Genomic DNA, 15,267 nt, shown 5'->3' with positions numbered 1-15,267 from the left:
GGCCTCCGAATGTGGTTGCAGTTTAAAACCAATGACGATAGCCTGCATCAAGTTTCAAATTGCAACTACATCATGAGCGCGTCGATGTCCCGCCCATTGCTGACCCTGCTCGCGGTCGCTGCCGGCGCCAGCGTTGCCAACGTCTATTACGCGCAACCGCTGCTGGATCGGCTGGCACAGGCCTTCGCACTGGACCGTGCCGTGGCGGGCGCAGTGTTGGCGGCAACCCAGGCAGGCAGTGTGCTGGCATTGCTGGGCCTGCTGCCGCTCGCCGATCGCGGTGACCGGCGACGCCTGCTGCGGATGCAGTTGATGGCGCTGGTGCTGGCCCTGCTGTGGCTGGCAGCGGCACGCACGGCCGGTTGGCTGTTGTCGGGCATGCTGCTGGCCGGGCTGTTGGGCACCGCGCTGACCCAGGGCTTGATCGCCTATACCGCCACGCTTGCGCCGCCCGAGCAGCGCGGGCGCCTGGTGGGCGTGGTGCAGGGCGGCGTGTTCATCGGCCTGTTGCTGGCGCGCGTTGTATCGGGCGCGGTCGCGGCCACCGTCGGCTGGCGGGCGGTCTATCTGCTGTCGGCAGCGCTGATGGCGGCCCTGGCCGTGCTGCTGTGGCGGCGCCTGCCGGCGGTGCCGGTGCCGGCGGTACCACCGCGCTGGCGCGAACTGCTGGGTTCGATGCTGGGCATGCTGCGCCGGGACCGCGCGCTGCGCGAGCGTGGGCCGCTGGCATTGCTGCTGTTTGCTGGCCTCAACGTGTTCTGGGCGGCGGTGCCGCTGCCGTTGTCGGCGCCGCCGTTGCAGTGGTCCACCGCGGCCATCGGCGCACTGGGCCTGGCCGGCGTAGTGGGCGCCTTGATGGCGGCGCGGGTCGGGCACTGGATGGACCGCGGTTTCGCCGGTCGGGTCAGTCTTGGCGCGTTGCTGCTGATGCTGGCCGCGTGGTGGCCGCTGCTGGGCCTGCCGCAGGCGCTGTCGTTGCTGCTGCTGGGCGTGATCGTGCTCGACCTCGGTGGGCAGGCACTGCACGTATCGAACCAGGCGCTGCTGCTGCGTGCACCGGCAGAACAGCATGGACGCCTGGTGGCGTTGTACATGCTGTTCTATGCAGTGGGCAGTGGTGCCGGTGCGGCTGCCGGGCCTTGGATGCAGGCCCGGCATGGCTGGCCTGCGGTGTGCCTGCTGGGTGCAGGCATCGCGGCGCTGGCGCTGTTGTGGTGGGCAGCATGGCGGGTGGTGGCGTCCAATGCATCGGCTGGCGCGCGAACCGGTAGAGTCGACTGTCGGTAGAGTCGACTGTCAGTCGACTGCTCTTCGCCCCGCGTGCGAAAAATCCCGCGCTGCGCGCGATAGTCGACCAGCGGTCGACTCTACCTGTCCTGTCGTCATCGCTGCAGTGCGCGCCGCCCCGGGGCTTCCTCAAGGTCCGCGCTGGCCACTACCACGCGGTTGCGGCCGCTGCGCTTGGCCGCGTACATCGCCGCATCGGCCCGTGCCATCAGCCGCTCGTAGTCCGGGTGGCCGTCATGGCCGGCTACGCCGATGCTGGCGGTCAGTGCCAGTACCTGGCCGTTGGCCAATGCCACCGGTGACTGCGCGATCTGCCGCCGCAGGCTTTCGGCGATCACCGCGGCCTGTGATTCGCTGGCCGCGACCAGCACCACCACGAACTCCTCGCCGCCATAGCGGAACAGGTAGTCACTGCCGCGGGTCAGCTGGCCGAGCAGGCCGGCGACGTGCTGCAGCGCGCGGTCCCCGGCGTCGTGGCCGTGGCCGTCGTTGATCGCCTTGAAGTGATCCAGGTCGAGCAGCAGCAGCGAGAACGGCGTGCGGTTGCGCGTGGCCAGCTCGATCTCCCGGCGCAGCACGGTAGGCAGGAAGCGGCGGTTGAGCAGGTTGGTCAGCGCATCGCTGCCGGCATCCAGCTCGCCGATGCGCTCGAACAGCAGCGTCATCAGGGTGCGGATGGCGGCCAGGTCCTCGCGGATGGCCGGCAGCACCGCCAGTCGTTGTGCCGGGGCATCGTTGCTCGCCCGCTGCAGGTTGCTGTCGATGCGGGCCATCAGCTGGCCGACCTGCCGGGTCTCGCTGCTCTCGCCGAAGCTGGGGATGCCCTTGTGGGTGAACCACAGGCCGAACTCGGAAGTGGCCAGGCTGGCGCTGTCGCTGGCCTGTACGTGGCCAGCGAGCGCGTAGAGCAGGGCGTTCTCCCAGTCCAGCAGCAGTGCGCGCTGGCGTTCGCGTTCGGTGCCGACGTTCTGCACCAGCGAGAACAGCCGGTACGCCGCATCGGCACGGGTCGAGCGCTCGCGTGCATGGGTATAGGCCAGGGTCATGCCTTCCATGGCGATGTCCATGATCGCGCTGAGGCAGTCGATGGCGGCGAACGCAGTGGCACTGTCGGGCGCGTCGTCGTGCAGGCGCACGAACAGTTCGTGCTTGAGCACGCGCGCGCCGCGGGTGACCAGGTCGACCGGAATACCGACCCGGGCATGCACATCGCCGATCACCCGCTGCGAGGCAACGGCGCCGGCAATACCGTCGGCATTGGTGGTCAGCAACTGCACCAGCCAGCGCTGCATGGCCGGCTGCAGGCGCTGCTTGACCTGGTCGTGGGACAGGAAGCGGCGTGCACGCCCGTCCTGCAGCAGTACCTCGTAGAAGCGTTGGGCCAGCGCCGGCGGGGCATCGGCGGCGGCGGCGTGCAGCAGCGCGGTGGCGGCAGGGCCGGCCTGTTGCAGGCAGTGCTGCCAGGCCTCGGCCAGCGGTTGGCTGGCATCGTCCAGTTGGGGTGGTTCCACGTCGATCTCTGACTGCGTACGGCAAACCACGGGTATCGGCCGCGGTGGCGCACGGTTGATGGCGGGTTGGCCGGTCAGTTTATGCGCGATGCAGGGTTGCACGGCGCGCAAAGCAGGTCGGCGCCGCGGCGGCAATGAGTGAACGCATTTGAGAATCACTCGCATTGATGGGAGAATGCGCGCACGGATCGGCCCGCAGGCGACTGCAGCGACGCTCCGCCTCCCCCTCGTCGTTGCCTCAAGCCCTTTGCCAGAGGCCCCGTTGCCCTGCCAGAAGGTCCAGATCATGTCTCCTGCCGTTGTCCTTTCGCCGCGCCCGCTGGCGCTCGCCGTTGCCGCCCTGCTGGCGGGAAGCGCCCTGACCGCCCAGGCCGAAACCGATGCCACCGATATCGACACGGTGCATGTCACCGCCTCGCAGATTGCCCGCCAGGCACTGGGTACCTCGACCATCACCGCCGAGGACATCGCCAAGCGCCCGCCGGCCAACGACATCGCCGAGCTGCTGCGCACCATGCCGGGCGTCAACCTCACCGGCAACAGCGCCTCGGGCCAGTACGGCAACAACCGCCAGATCGACCTGCGTGGCATGGGGCCGGAAAACACCCTGATCCTGGTCGACGGCAAGCGCATCGGTGCGCGTGACGCCGTGCGCATGGGCCGTAGCGGTGAGCGCAATACCCGCGGTGATACCAACTGGGTGCCGGCGGAAATGATCGAGCGCATCGAAGTGCTGCGCGGCCCTGCGGCGGCACGCTATGGCTCCGGTGCGTCCGGCGGCGTGGTCAACATCATCACCAAGCGCCCGACCGGCGACCTGACCGGAGCGGTCGACCTGTATGGCCTGGTGCCCGAGCACAGCGCCGAAGGCGGCAGCGAGCGCGTCGGCCTGCGGCTGAGCGGGCCGATGACCGACACCCTGTCGTTCCGCCTGTACGGCAACCTCAACAAGACCGACGCCGACTCACTGGACCTCAACCGCCAGTACGCCACCAACCCGAACGCGGTGCCGCCGGCTGGCCGCGAGGGTGTCAAGAACCGCGACGTCAACGCGTTGCTGCGCTGGGACATCACCACCGACCAGGTGGTGGAGTTCGAAGCCGGCACCAGCCGCCAGGGCAACATCTACGCCGGTGACCGCGCGGTCAGCACTACCGGTACCTCGACCGGCGTTGACCTGGCGGCGCTGGCCGAAGGCGAAGCGGAAACCAACCGCATGTACCGCAACACCGGCGCGATCACCCATCGCGGCCGCTGGGGCGACGTGACCTCGCGGGTGACCGCCGCGGTGGAAGCGGTCAACAACTCGCGCATCAATGAAGGCCTGGCCGGTGGCCCGGAAGGCAGCTTCAACGGCACCGACTGGTCGACCTCGCGCCTGCGCAACTACCAGCTGGATGGCGAAGTGAGCTTCCCGACCTCGCTGGGCAGCGCCGAGAACATCTGGACGCTGGGCTTTGAATACCTGGACAGCCGCCTGACCGACCCGTACTCGATGAGCCAGTCCAGCAGCAGCGGCGGCGGCATCCCGGGGCTGTCGGCCGATCGCGCGCGGGGCAAGGCCGACGCGCAGACCACCGCAGTGTTCGTCGAAGACAACATCTACCTGGGTGAGCGCTGGATCGTCACCCCGGGCCTGCGCTTCGACCACCACAGCCAGTTCGGCAACAACACCAGCCCCAGCCTCAATGCGCAGTTCCGCATCAACAGCGACTGGGTGGTGAAGGGCGGCATCGCCCGCGCGTTCAAGGCGCCGAACCTGTACCAGTCCAATCCGGACTATCTGTACTACACCCGTGGCAACGGCTGCCCGAATGCACTGCCGAGCCTGGGTGCCGGTTGCTACATGCGCGGCAACGCGGACCTGAAGGCGGAAACCAGCCTGAACAAGGAACTGGGCATCGAGTGGGCACCGCAGAGCGGCTGGCAGGCCTCGTTGACCTACTTCCACAACGACTACAAGGACAAGATCCAGGCCGGCTTCACCCAGATTGGCCTGACCGCCGACACCAAGGGCCGCATCTTCCGCTGGGAGAACGCGCCCAAGGCGATCGTGCAGGGGCTTGAAGGCAACCTGGTGATCCCGCTGCTGGGCGAGCAGGGCAACCGCCTGAAATGGAGCAACAACTTCACCTACATGGTGGAAAACGAGAACAAGAGCACCGGCCAGCCGCTGTCGGTGATCCCGAAGTACACCGTCAACACGATGCTGGACTGGCAGGCCACCGACAAGCTGTCGGTGCTGCTGACCGGCACGTTCTACGGCAAGCAGAAGCCGGCCACCGCCAACATCAACAATGATCCGCGCTGCACCGGCAGCTGCGATCCCTCGATCGCGCTGCAGGACCGCGGTGCCTACAACATCTGGGGCGTGAGCGCGCGCTACAGGGTGACCGGGACCGTCAGCTTCGGCTTCGGCGTGAACAACCTGGCCGACAAGCGCCTGTTCCGCGAGGCCAACAGCAGCGATGCCGGTGCGGCGACCTACAACGAACCGGGCCGCGCGTACTGGGCCAGCCTGCGCTTCGGGTTCTGACCGCACGCGGACGCCGGTCCGCTGCGGTCGCCAGGCCAGGCCTGGCGCTGCCGGCCACGCTCCGGTAGCGCCGGGCCATGCACGGTGAGGGATCGCCTGGCCTGCAATGTTATAAACACCGTAATAGTCTCCCCCGCCAGCACGGCGTAGCCTGCACCGCATCGCAAAGGAGCTGTTGCCATGGGCCACGACCACGATCACCTGCCATCCCAGATCCGCCACGAGAAACCCTTGTGGTGGGCGCTCGGCCTGACCTCCACCTTCCTCGTCATCGAGGTGGTGGGCGCGTTCTGGACCAACAGCCTGGCGCTGCTGTCCGACGCGGCACACATGGCCACCGATGCACTGGCACTGATGATCGCGCTGGTCGCGGTGCGGTTGAGCCGACGCCCGCCGGACGCGCGCCGCACCTACGGCTATGCACGCCTGGAAGCGCTGGGCGCGATGATCAACGGCGCCATGCTGTTCGTGGTCGCCGCCTACATCCTGTGGGAGGCGATCGGTCGTTTCCGCGAACCGCAGGAGATCGCATCTTCGGGCATGCTGGTGATCGCCGCCGCAGGCCTGGTCATCAACCTGATCTCGATGCGCCTGCTGCAGGCCGGCAGCGGCGAGAGCCTGAACGTGAAGGGCGCCTACCTGGAAGTGTGGGCGGACATGCTTGGCTCGGTGGCGGTGATCGCCGGTGCGTTGTTGATCAAGTGGACCGGCTGGAAGCCGATCGACCCGATCCTGGCGGTGCTGATCGGCCTGTGGGTACTGCCGCGCACCTACGTGCTGATGCGCGAGGCGATCAACGTGCTGCTGGAAGGCGTGCCCAAGGGCATGGACGTGGCCAAGGTGCGCGACAGCCTGTCCGGTCATGCTGCGGTGCTGGACGTGCATGACCTGCATGTGTGGGCGCTGGCCTCCAGCACGCCGGCGCTGACCGCGCACATCGTGATGCGCGACGGCACCGACGCCGATGCGCTGCGCCGTGAGCTGGGCGGGCGCCTGCACGATGACTTCGGCATCGAGCACGTGACGCTGCAGATTGAAGCGGACCACTGTGGTGAAGCCTGCGCTGGACCGGCGTCGGCCAAGGGCGGCGCGCAGCAGGGCCATGAAGGCCACGACCACGGTGAGGACGCGCAGGGCCATCGCGGCCACGTGCATCATTGAATGAAAATGAAAGCCGCACCGGGGAATGCCCGGTGCGGTCATTCGTCCCGTCGCGAGGCCAGCCGATCCGCCAGCCGGGTCGGTTCCGGCAGCCGGTAACCGCGCAGCGTGCGCTGCACCCAGTCCAGCGCGGTATCGGCACTGACCCGATGGCCGCCGGCCACGAACAGCGGCTTGCAGCGCACCTTGCTGCGCAGCACCCAGCCCAGTTGTTCGTCGCCATCCTGCAGCGGCGCATGTGCACCGGCCTCGGCGCCCGGTTCGACGAACCGGCCCACCAGCTTCGACTTGGCCACGCCGATGCTGGGCAGGTCGGTGACCACGCCCAGATGCGCGGCCACGCCCAGCCGGCGCGGATGGCTGATGCCATGGCCATCGACGAACACCAGGTCCGGCGTGCGCGGCAGCAGCGCCAGCGCGGCCAGCAGTGCCGGCAGCTCGCGGAAGCTGAGCAGGCCGGGGATGTAGGGCATCACCGTGGGGATGCGCGCGATCTCCTGCGCCACGGGCTTCAGCGTCTCCACGTCCAGCAGTACCGCCGCGGCGCGGGTGATGGCGCCGTCGTCTTCAAAGCCAACATCCAGCCCGGCCAGCCAACGGACGTCGCGTGGCAGGCGGTCCTGGCGCTCCACGCGGCCGGCCAGCTGGAGCTGCTGCGCGCGCGCCGCGGAGACGCTGCCTTCCCAACATCCGGGATCGATCACCGTATTCATCGGTCACAGCATCGCACGGGCGGCGCCACGGCCCGGTGAGCGGCGGCCGGGCTACAATGGCGGCCTGCCTTTCCTCGCGTTGGAGACCCTGCAGTGACCCGTAAACTCGTACTGTTGCGCCATGGCCAGAGCCAGTGGAACCTGGACAACCGCTTCACCGGCTGGGTCGATGTCGACCTGACCGAGCAGGGGCGCCGGGAAGCGGCCGCCGCCGGTCGCCTGATGCGCGAGGAAGGCCTGCAGTTCGACGTCGCCCACACCTCCGTGCTCAAGCGTGCCATCCACACCCTGCAGGGTGCGCTGGCCGAGCTGGAGCAGGACTGGCTGCCGGTGAACAAGTCCTGGCGCCTCAACGAGCGGCACTACGGCGGCCTGCAGGGGCTGGACAAGGCCGAGACCGCGGCCAAGCACGGCGAAGAGCAGGTCAAGGTCTGGCGCCGTTCGTACGACATCCCGCCGCCGCCGATGGACCTGGAAGATCCGGGCCACCCGATCCATGACCGCCGCTACGCCGGTCTGGACCGCAACGCGCTGCCGGGCACCGAGTCGCTGGCCACCACCCTGGACCGCGTGCTGCCGTACTGGCACGACGCCATCGCGCCGCAGCTGAAGGACGGCAAGACCGTGCTGGTCACTGCCCACGGCAACTCGCTGCGCGCGCTGTACAAGTACCTCAACAATGTCTCGCGCGAGGAGATCCTCGAGCTGAACATCCCGACCGGCATCCCGCTGCTGTTCGAACTGAACGACGACCTGACCGTGCAGTCGTTCCGCTACCTGGGCGACCCGGAAGCAGCGCGCAAGGCCGCCGAAGCCGTGGCCAACCAGGGCAAGGCGAAGTAAGAAGCACAAGGCCGGCGCAAGCCGGCCTTCGCTTTTGTCGAGCCGAGCCCACGCTCGGCCGGCGCTGTCGCAACCCGGTAGAGCCAACCCATGGGGGCTGCATCAGCCAGCTACGAGGGATCCATGCGGCGCACCTTCGGCGGCCGCAACGCGGCAATGTCGATGACGTGTTCCTGGCATATCACCTGATAGTGCGTGAATGGGCCCGGGTAACTGCCATCGGCAAAGGTGGCATGGTCCAGATAATCGAGGAACTTCGAACGGCTGTAGCGGCGGAACAGGTTGCCGCTCCAGGTTTCGGCGTCGTCCCAGCTCTGGTAGGACTCGTTGTGCACGGCGTAGCTGATGTAGTGGTCCCAGATCAGCTCAAAACGCTGCGAGTGGGGCATCACCTCTATCGCACGCGCATCATCGATTGAACGTCCATGAGCGAGCTCCACACGGGAGGGCTTTCCGACCACCAGGCCTTCCTCGACGACCAGGCGCAGACGATTCGCTTCCGGCTCGCCGATGCCCGCCAGGAACAGACACTCACAAGCGTCGATGGCCTGCAGCAGCGCAGCTTCGTCCATGGTCATGAAGTCCAGTGATCGCGGAAGCCAGAGCATAGCGGCATGCAGACGGAGCCGCGCCATGCGCTCGTGACCTTTGGCCGGTCCCCAGCGTCGCTCCCGCGGCTACCCTGTGAAATTACCCGCAGGAGAGCCTCATGAACGTCCGCAACCTGGTCCCGCTGGGCCTGACCATCGCCATCGCTGCCTCACTGGCGGCCTGTGGCAAGAACGAAACCGCCCCGGCGGCCAGTGCCGACGCCAAGCCGGCCTTCGACCTGTCGCAGATCAAGACGCCGCTGATCTCGCTCAACAGCGCCGACCTCGATCCGGCCATTCCGGCCTGTACCGACCTCAATGGTTTCGTCAACAGCAAGTGGCTGAAGGCCAACCCGGTGCCGGGCGACCAGACCACCTGGGGCAGCTTCGAGATCCTGCGCGAGCGCTCGCTGGAAGTGCAGCACGCGCTGGTGCAGCAGGCCGCCGCCAGCCAGGCCAAGGCGGGCTCGGTGGAAGCGAAGATCGGTGACATCTGGAAGACCGGCAACGATGAAGCGAAGATCGAAGCTGCCGGCCTGGCGCCGCTGCAGCCGCAGCTGGACAAGATCACCGCGCTGAACGACACCGCCGCCATCACCCGGTACCTGCGCGACAGCCAGGCCGAGGGCAAGGGCGTGCTGTTCTCGCTGTTCGCCAATGCCGACTACAAGGATTCGGCCAACGTCATCGCCTACGTCGGCCAGGGTGGCCTGGGCCTGCCGGAGAAGGGCTACTACTTCGACGATGCGCAGGCCAAGATCCGCGACGCCTACGTGGCCTATATCGCACAGGTGCTGACCCTGTCCGGCGTGGACGCGGCGCAGGCCGCCGAGCAGGCGAAGGCCGTGATGGCCTTCGAAACCCGCCTGGCCAAGGCCTCGATGTCGCGCATCGAAATGCGTGACCCGGCCAAGCGCTACAACCCGCTCAGCGCGGCTGAGGCCGACAAGCTGACCCCGAACTTCAGCTGGACCGCGCTGTTCGAGACCCTCAAGGTGCCGGCCGCGCAGAAGTTCTCGCTGGCCCAGCCGGGCTTCTTCGCTGAAATGGACAAGATGCTGGCCGATGTGCCGGCCAGCACCTGGCAGGCCTACCTGCGCTTCCACACCATCGACGACGCCTCGCCGTACCTGAGCAGCCAGTTCGAGAAGGCCAACTTCGATTTCTATGGCACCACCCTGCGTGGCCAGAAGGAAATGCAGCCGCGCTGGAAGCGCGTGCTGGAGTCGGTCAACGGTGGCATGGGCGAAGCCCTGGGCCAGCTGTACGTCGACGCCGTGTTCCCGGCCGAGTCGAAGGTCGCCATGCAGCACCTGGTGGAAAACCTGTCGCAGGCGCTGAAGGCGCGCCTGGAGCAGCTGCCGTGGATGGGCGAAGAAACCAGGAAGAAGGCCCTGGAGAAGTGGGCCAGCTTCACCCCGAAGATCGGTTACCCCGACAAGTGGCGTGACTGGGCGGGCCTGCAGACCAACGGCGACAGCTACCTGGGCAACATGCAGGCGGCGCGTGCGTTCAACTACCGCTACATGCTGGACAAGATCGGCAAGCCGGTGGACAAGACCGAGTGGGGCATGACCCCGCAGACCGTCAACGCGTACTACAACGCCACCAAGAACGAGATCGTGTTCCCGGCGGCGATTCTGCAGGCACCGTTCTTCGACGCCAAGGCCGATCCGGCGCTGAACTACGGCGGCATCGGTGCGGTCATCGGCCACGAGATGATGCACGGCTACGACGACTCGGGCAGCCAGTTCGCCGCCAACGGCAACTTCGACAACTGGTGGACCGACGCCGACCGCAAGGCCTTCACCGAGCGTACCGACCAGCTGGTCGCGCAGTTCGACGGCTATGAATCGGTGCCGGGCGTGTTCGTGAAGGGCAAGCTGACCCTGGGCGAGAACATCGGCGACCTCGGCGGCCTGACCGTGGCCTACGACGCGTTGCAGATGGCGCTGAAGGAAGACCCGAAGGCGAATGTCGAAGTGGATGGCCACAGCCAGGACCAGCGCTTCTTCATGAACTGGGCCACCGTGTGGCGCCGCAACTTCACCGATGGTGAGCTGCGCGTCCGCTTGAACACCGATCCGCACGCCCCGGCCAACTTCCGTGCCAACGGCGCACCGTCGAACATGCCGTCCTATGCCGCTGCATTCCAGTGCAAGGCCGGCGACGCGATGGTGCGTGCCGACGACAAGCGCGTGGTGATCTGGTAATCGATCACCCGTGACTGCGTGATGCGAAAGGCCCGGCGAATGCCGGGCCTTTTGTCTTCCAGGTCGGTAGCGCAGCGCCGACTGGTAGAGTCGACTGTCAGTCGACTATCGCGCGCAGCGCGGGATTTTCGCGATCTGGACGAAGAGCAGTCGACTGACAGTCGACTCTACCGACGGGTCGTTTCACCTTCCGGAAGATCTCAGGCCAGCTCCGGCTCCCGCGCCAGCATGCGATGGAAGCGCTGCAGCACGTAGGGATCCACCAGCCCTCCAGACTGCGAATCGATGATCCGCAACGCGGTTTCGTGCTCCATCGCGTCGCGGTACGGGCGCACGCTGGTCATCGCATCGTAGGCATCGGCGATGGTGACGATGCGCGCGCCCAGCGGGATGGATTCGCCGCGCAGCCCATCGGGATAGCCGCTGCCATCGAAGGCTTCGTGATGGGCGCGGATCAGCCGCGCCACGGGCGCGGCGTCGCTGCGGCCGGTGGCCAGGAAGATGTGCTCGCCGCGCACCGGATGCTCGCGCATGATCGCGCGCTCCTCATCGGTATGCCGGCGCGGTGCCAGCAGTACGTCGTCGGGAATGCCGATCTTGCCGATGTCGTGGAAGCGCGCGGCCAGGCCGACCTGCGCACAGGCCTGGTCGTCGAGATCGCAGTGCGCGGCCAGCCGCTGCGCGAACAGGCCGACGCGGTCGCAGTGATGGCGGGTGTAGGCGTCGCGCATCTGCAGCGACATCGAGAGGGCATCGATCAGGCAGGCCTGCGCGTGCAGCAGGTCGGGGGCGGGTACGGCGTCAGGAAACATGGTCATCCGCCCGCACCGGGTGGGGACCGGTGCGGGGTGTTCGGGGGGCGATCAACCCGGGGCGAGGGTGGTCAGAAGGGCGCGGGCCGCGTTGAAGCGGTCTTCCGGCAACGGCAGCGGGTGCTTGATGCGCAGCTTGTCGGGCCCTTCCATGGCGTACAGGTTCGGTTGCTTCTGGATCAGCTGGATCACCGCCATCGGGTCGATGTTCGGCTTGGATTCGAACACGATGCGGCCACCATTTTCGCCCAGGTCCAGCTTGCGGATGCCCAGCGTGTTGGCCTTCAGCTTCAGCTCGGCGATGGCGAACAGGTGCTTGGCCGCATCCGGCAGCAGGCCGAAGCGATCGATCATCTCCACCTGCAGTTCGCGCAGCGCATCGCTGTCGCGCGCGCTGGAAATACGCTTGTACAGGGTCAGGCGGGTATGCACGTCCGGCAGGTAGTCTTCCGGGATCAGTGCCGGCACATGCAGTTCGACCTCGGCACCACGCACTTCCTCGCCGGCATCAAGGTCGGGCAGCTTGCCCTGCTTGATGCTGCGCACCGCGCGCTCCAGCAGCTCGGTGTACAGGCTGAAGCCGACCTCGGCCATCTGCCCGCTCTGGTCCTCGCCGAGCAGTTCGCCGGCACCGCGGATTTCCAGATCGTGCGTGGCCAGGGTGAAGCCGGCGCCCAGCTCGTCCATCGAGGCGATCGCTTCCAGGCGCTTCTCAGCGTCGGGGGTGATCGCGCGGCGGTCGGGCGTGATCAGGTACGCGTAGGCGCGGTGGTGCGAACGTCCGACGCGGCCACGCAGCTGGTGCAGCTGGGCCAGGCCGAAACGGTCGGCACGGTTGATGATGATGGTATTGGCGTTGGGGATGTCGATGCCCGACTCGATGATCGTGGTCGACAGCAGCACGTTGAAGCGCTGCTTCTGGAAATCCAGCATCACCTTTTCCAGCTCGCGCTCGGGCATCTGCCCATGGGCGATGCCGATGCGCGCCTCCGGCACCAGCTCGGACAGCTCGCGCTGCATGCGGCCGATGCTTTCCACGTCGTTGTGCAGGAAATACAGCTGGCCACCACGCGCCAGCTCGCGCTGGAAGGCTTCGCGCAGCAGCGCGTTGTCCCACTGGGTGATGAAGGTCTGCACCGCCAGCCGGTTCGGCGGCGGCGTGGCGATGATCGACAGGTCGCGCAGGCCGGCCATGGCCATGTTGAGCGTGCGCGGAATCGGTGTGGCGGTCAGGGTCAGCAGGTGCACGTTGGCGCGCAGCGCCTTCAGCGCTTCCTTCTGGCGTACGCCGAAACGCTGCTCCTCGTCGACGATGACCATGCCCAGGTCCTTGAACTTCACGTCCGGCTGCAGCAGGCGATGGGTACCGACGATCACGTCGATGGTGCCGGCGGCGACCTTTTCCAGCTCGGCCTTGATTTCCTTGGTGGTCTTGAAGCGCGACAGCACCTCGACCTTCAGCGGGTAATCGGCGAAGCGGTCGCGGAAGTTGCGGTAATGCTGTTCGGCCAGCAGCGTGGTCGGCACCAGCACAGCCACCTGCTTGCCGGCACTGGCGGCCGCAAAGGCCGCACGCACCGCCACCTCGGTCTTGCCGAAGCCGACGTCGCCGCAGACCACGCGGTCCATCGGCTGGCTGCTGGCCAGGTCGCGCAGGGTGGCGTCGATCGCGGCCAGCTGGTCCGGGGTCTCCTCGAACGGGAAACCGGCCGCGAACGGCTCGTACATCGCGCGGTCGACCTGCAGTGCCAGGCCGGCACGCGCCTGGCGGCGGGCCTGGATCTCCAGCAGTTCGGCGGCGACGTCGCGTACTTTCTCGGCGGCCTTGCGCTTGGCCTTGCTCCACTGCTCGCCACCGAGCGAATGCAGCGGCGCGGTTTCCGCCGACGCACCGGAATAGCGGCTGATCAGGTGCAGCTGGGCGACCGGCACATACAGGCGGTCGCCCTTGGCATATTCGATTTCGAGGAACTCGCCGGGCATGCCGCCGACGTCCATCGCGATCAGGCCACGATAGCGGCCGACGCCATGATCCTCGTGCACGATCGGCGCGCCCTCGGTCAGTTCACCGAGGTCGCGGATGATCGCTTCCGGCTCGCGGCCGGCACGGCGCGTGCGCCGGGTGCTGCCGGCGCGCTCCGGGAACAGCTGGCGCTCGGTCAGCACCGCGATGCGCGGATCGTCCAGCGCGAAGCCATCCTCCAGCGGTGCCACCGCGATCGCGAAGCGCGCGTCGTCGGCGAGGAAGCTGGGCAGGTCGGCCACCACCGGCGGCTTCAGCTCGGCGGCCTGCAGCACTTCCAGCAGCGCCTCGCGGCGGCCGGGTGAATCGGCGGCGATCAGTACCCGGCCCGGATAATGGCCGAGGAAGGATTTCAGCGCCTCGCCAGCGGGGGCTTCGCGCGCGGCCACCGGCAGCGGTGGCAGCGGCTGGTCGCCCAGCGCGTGCGCGTCGGCGATGCGCGCATGGTCAGCCGACCACACCTCGATGCGCGGGGCATCGTTCAGGCGCTCGCGCAGCAGCTCCGGCGACAGGTACAACGCCGACGGCGGCAGCAGCGGGCGCTCCACATCATGGCGGCGCTGCTCATAGCGGTCCGCAGTCTGCGCCCAGAACGCGACGGACGCTTCATACGCACCGGCACAGACCACCGGCAGGCTGCCGCTGGGCAGGTAGTCGAACAGGGTTGCGGTGCGTTCGAAGAACAGCGGCAGGTAGTACTCGACGCCGGCCGGCGCCAGTCCGGACTTCAGGTCCTGGTACAGCGAACTGCGCCGGGTATCGACATCGAACCGCTCGCGCAGCGTGGCCAGCACGCGGGCGATGCTGGCTTCATCCATCGGCACTTCGCGGCCGGGCAGCATGTGCACCGCCTCGACCTTGTCCAGCGAACGCTGGCTTTCCGGGTCAAAGGCACGGATCGAGTCGATGTCCTCGTCCAGCAGTTCCACCCGCAGCGGCTCGTCGGCACCCATCGGGTACACGTCGAGCAGGCCGCCGCGCACAGCGAAGTCGCCCGGGTCCATCACCTGCGGCACGTTGCGGTAGCCGGCGCTTTCCAGGCGGCGCTTCTCGGCTTCCAGGTCCAGGCGCTGGCCGACCTTCAGGTCGAAGCTGCCACCGATCACGTAGCTGCGCGGGGCCAGCTGCTGCAGCAGGGTCTGCACCGGCACGATGACCAGGCCACGCTTCAGCGCGGGCAGGCGGTGCAGGGCGGCCAGGCGCTGCGAAATGATGTCCGGATGCGGACTGAAGCGGTCGTAGGGCAGGGTTTCCCAGTCCGGGAAGGCGACCACCGGCAGGGCCGGATCGCCGCCGAGCAGGGTGTGCAGGTCGGCTTCGAGCTGGTTGGCACCGTGGTTGTCACGGGCGATCACCAGCAGCGGGGCGTCGTGCGCACGCGCGGCCTGGGCAAGGTACCAGGCCAGGGCGGTCGGCGAGGCGGGGGCGCGCCACCAGGCGCGGAGCTGGCCGGCGCGCGGCAGCGGCGGGGCGGGGTATGAGGTACGCGACATGGACCCCGGATTTTAGCAGAAGCCCGATCGAAGCCCGGTGGGTCGTGCCGGCCGATTGCCGGCAGCCTCATGTGCCGTTGGGGTA

At 67.6% G+C, this 15,267-nt stretch carries 10 protein-coding genes; 5 read left to right on the top strand and 5 right to left on the bottom strand.

Translation table 11 applies throughout. The features are described from left to right. The first annotated feature begins 9 nt into the window (after nt 1-9). Entirely contained in the window at nt 10-1,287 is a 1,278-nt protein-coding gene (locus J3A72_RS18060; protein WP_075076201.1) for an MFS transporter, read from the top strand. 95 nt (nt 1,288-1,382) lie between these two features. Here the strand turns inward: J3A72_RS18060 and J3A72_RS18055 are convergent, their stop codons facing one another. Next, nucleotides 1,383-2,798, bottom strand: coding sequence for a GGDEF domain-containing protein (locus J3A72_RS18055; protein ID WP_053494650.1), 1,416 nt, complete (start codon nt 2,796-2,798; stop codon nt 1,383-1,385). A 286-nt stretch (nt 2,799-3,084) separates the two neighbouring features. On the opposite strand from J3A72_RS18055, the gene J3A72_RS18050 reads away from it, so the two are divergent. Together J3A72_RS18050 and J3A72_RS18045 are read left to right on the top strand one after the other, a co-directional pair. Beyond that, the gene (locus tag J3A72_RS18050) at nt 3,085-5,334 is read left to right on the top strand and encodes a TonB-dependent siderophore receptor (protein ID WP_075076217.1); all 2,250 of its coding nucleotides are present in this window, start codon (nt 3,085-3,087) and stop codon (nt 5,332-5,334) included. A 180-nt stretch (nt 5,335-5,514) separates the two neighbouring features. Continuing rightward, nucleotides 5,515-6,495, top strand: coding sequence for a cation diffusion facilitator family transporter (locus tag J3A72_RS18045; RefSeq protein ID WP_032958024.1), 981 nt, complete (start codon nt 5,515-5,517; stop codon nt 6,493-6,495). 38 nt (nt 6,496-6,533) lie between these two features. On the opposite strand, the gene nfi is transcribed toward J3A72_RS18045, so the two are convergent. Continuing rightward, nucleotides 6,534-7,208: a deoxyribonuclease V gene (gene nfi, locus J3A72_RS18040; protein ID WP_014646440.1), complete on the bottom strand. Its 675-nt coding sequence runs from the start codon at nt 7,206-7,208 to the stop codon at nt 6,534-6,536. A gap of 93 nt (nt 7,209-7,301) precedes the next feature. Between nfi and gpmA the strand changes: the two genes are divergently transcribed. After that, nucleotides 7,302-8,051: a 2,3-diphosphoglycerate-dependent phosphoglycerate mutase gene (gpmA, locus tag J3A72_RS18035; RefSeq protein WP_014036448.1), complete on the top strand. Its 750-nt coding sequence runs from the start codon at nt 7,302-7,304 to the stop codon at nt 8,049-8,051. Between the two features lie 110 nt (nt 8,052-8,161). Here gpmA and J3A72_RS18030 read toward each other — a convergent pair whose 3' ends face one another. After that, on the bottom strand, nt 8,162-8,623 hold the full coding sequence (locus J3A72_RS18030; protein WP_230374561.1) for a hypothetical protein: 462 nt from the start codon (nt 8,621-8,623) through the stop codon (nt 8,162-8,164). Between the two features lie 137 nt (nt 8,624-8,760). On the opposite strand from J3A72_RS18030, the gene J3A72_RS18025 reads away from it, so the two are divergent. After that, entirely contained in the window at nt 8,761-10,854 is a 2,094-nt protein-coding gene (locus tag J3A72_RS18025) for a M13 family metallopeptidase (RefSeq protein WP_046429631.1), read from the top strand. Nucleotides 10,855-11,054: 200 nt separating this feature from the next. Here the strand turns inward: J3A72_RS18025 and J3A72_RS18020 are convergent, their stop codons facing one another. Further along, nucleotides 11,055-11,672 (bottom strand): HD domain-containing phosphohydrolase, encoded by a 618-nt coding sequence (locus J3A72_RS18020; protein ID WP_053494648.1) that lies wholly within the window; start codon nt 11,670-11,672, stop codon nt 11,055-11,057. 45 nt (nt 11,673-11,717) lie between these two features. After that, a complete protein-coding gene (gene mfd, locus J3A72_RS18015; protein WP_075076202.1) occupies nt 11,718-15,182 on the bottom strand; it encodes a transcription-repair coupling factor in 3,465 nt (1,154 codons plus the stop codon). Nucleotides 15,183-15,267: the final 85 nt, after the last annotated feature.

The sequence above is a fragment of the Stenotrophomonas sp. PvP093 genome, from assembly GCF_017876915.1.
GTDB classification, from domain to species: Bacteria; Pseudomonadota; Gammaproteobacteria; order Xanthomonadales; family Xanthomonadaceae; genus Stenotrophomonas; species Stenotrophomonas muris.
The sequence above is the reverse complement of the archived record's forward strand: the minus strand, read 5'-3'. Positions and strand labels throughout refer to the sequence as shown.

Bases quoted from the DNA above. Each gene is read 5' to 3' on its own strand.
- J3A72_RS18025 (WP_046429631.1), top strand. From the start codon at position 8,761: ATGAACGTCCGCAACCTGGTCCCGCTGGGCCTGACCATCGCCATCGCT.
- J3A72_RS18060 (WP_075076201.1), top strand. From the start codon at position 10: ATGTGGTTGCAGTTTAAAACCAATGACGATAGCCTGCATCAAGTTTCA.
- J3A72_RS18045 (WP_032958024.1), top strand. From the start codon at position 5,515: ATGGGCCACGACCACGATCACCTGCCATCCCAGATCCGCCACGAGAAA.
- J3A72_RS18050 (WP_075076217.1), top strand. From the start codon at position 3,085: ATGTCTCCTGCCGTTGTCCTTTCGCCGCGCCCGCTGGCGCTCGCCGTT.
- J3A72_RS18030 (WP_230374561.1), bottom strand. From the start codon at position 8,623: ATGGACGAAGCTGCGCTGCTGCAGGCCATCGACGCTTGTGAGTGTCTG.
- nfi (WP_014646440.1), bottom strand. From the start codon at position 7,208: ATGAATACGGTGATCGATCCCGGATGTTGGGAAGGCAGCGTCTCCGCG.
- mfd (WP_075076202.1), bottom strand. From the start codon at position 15,182: ATGTCGCGTACCTCATACCCCGCCCCGCCGCTGCCGCGCGCCGGCCAG.
- J3A72_RS18020 (WP_053494648.1), bottom strand. From the start codon at position 11,672: ATGACCATGTTTCCTGACGCCGTACCCGCCCCCGACCTGCTGCACGCG.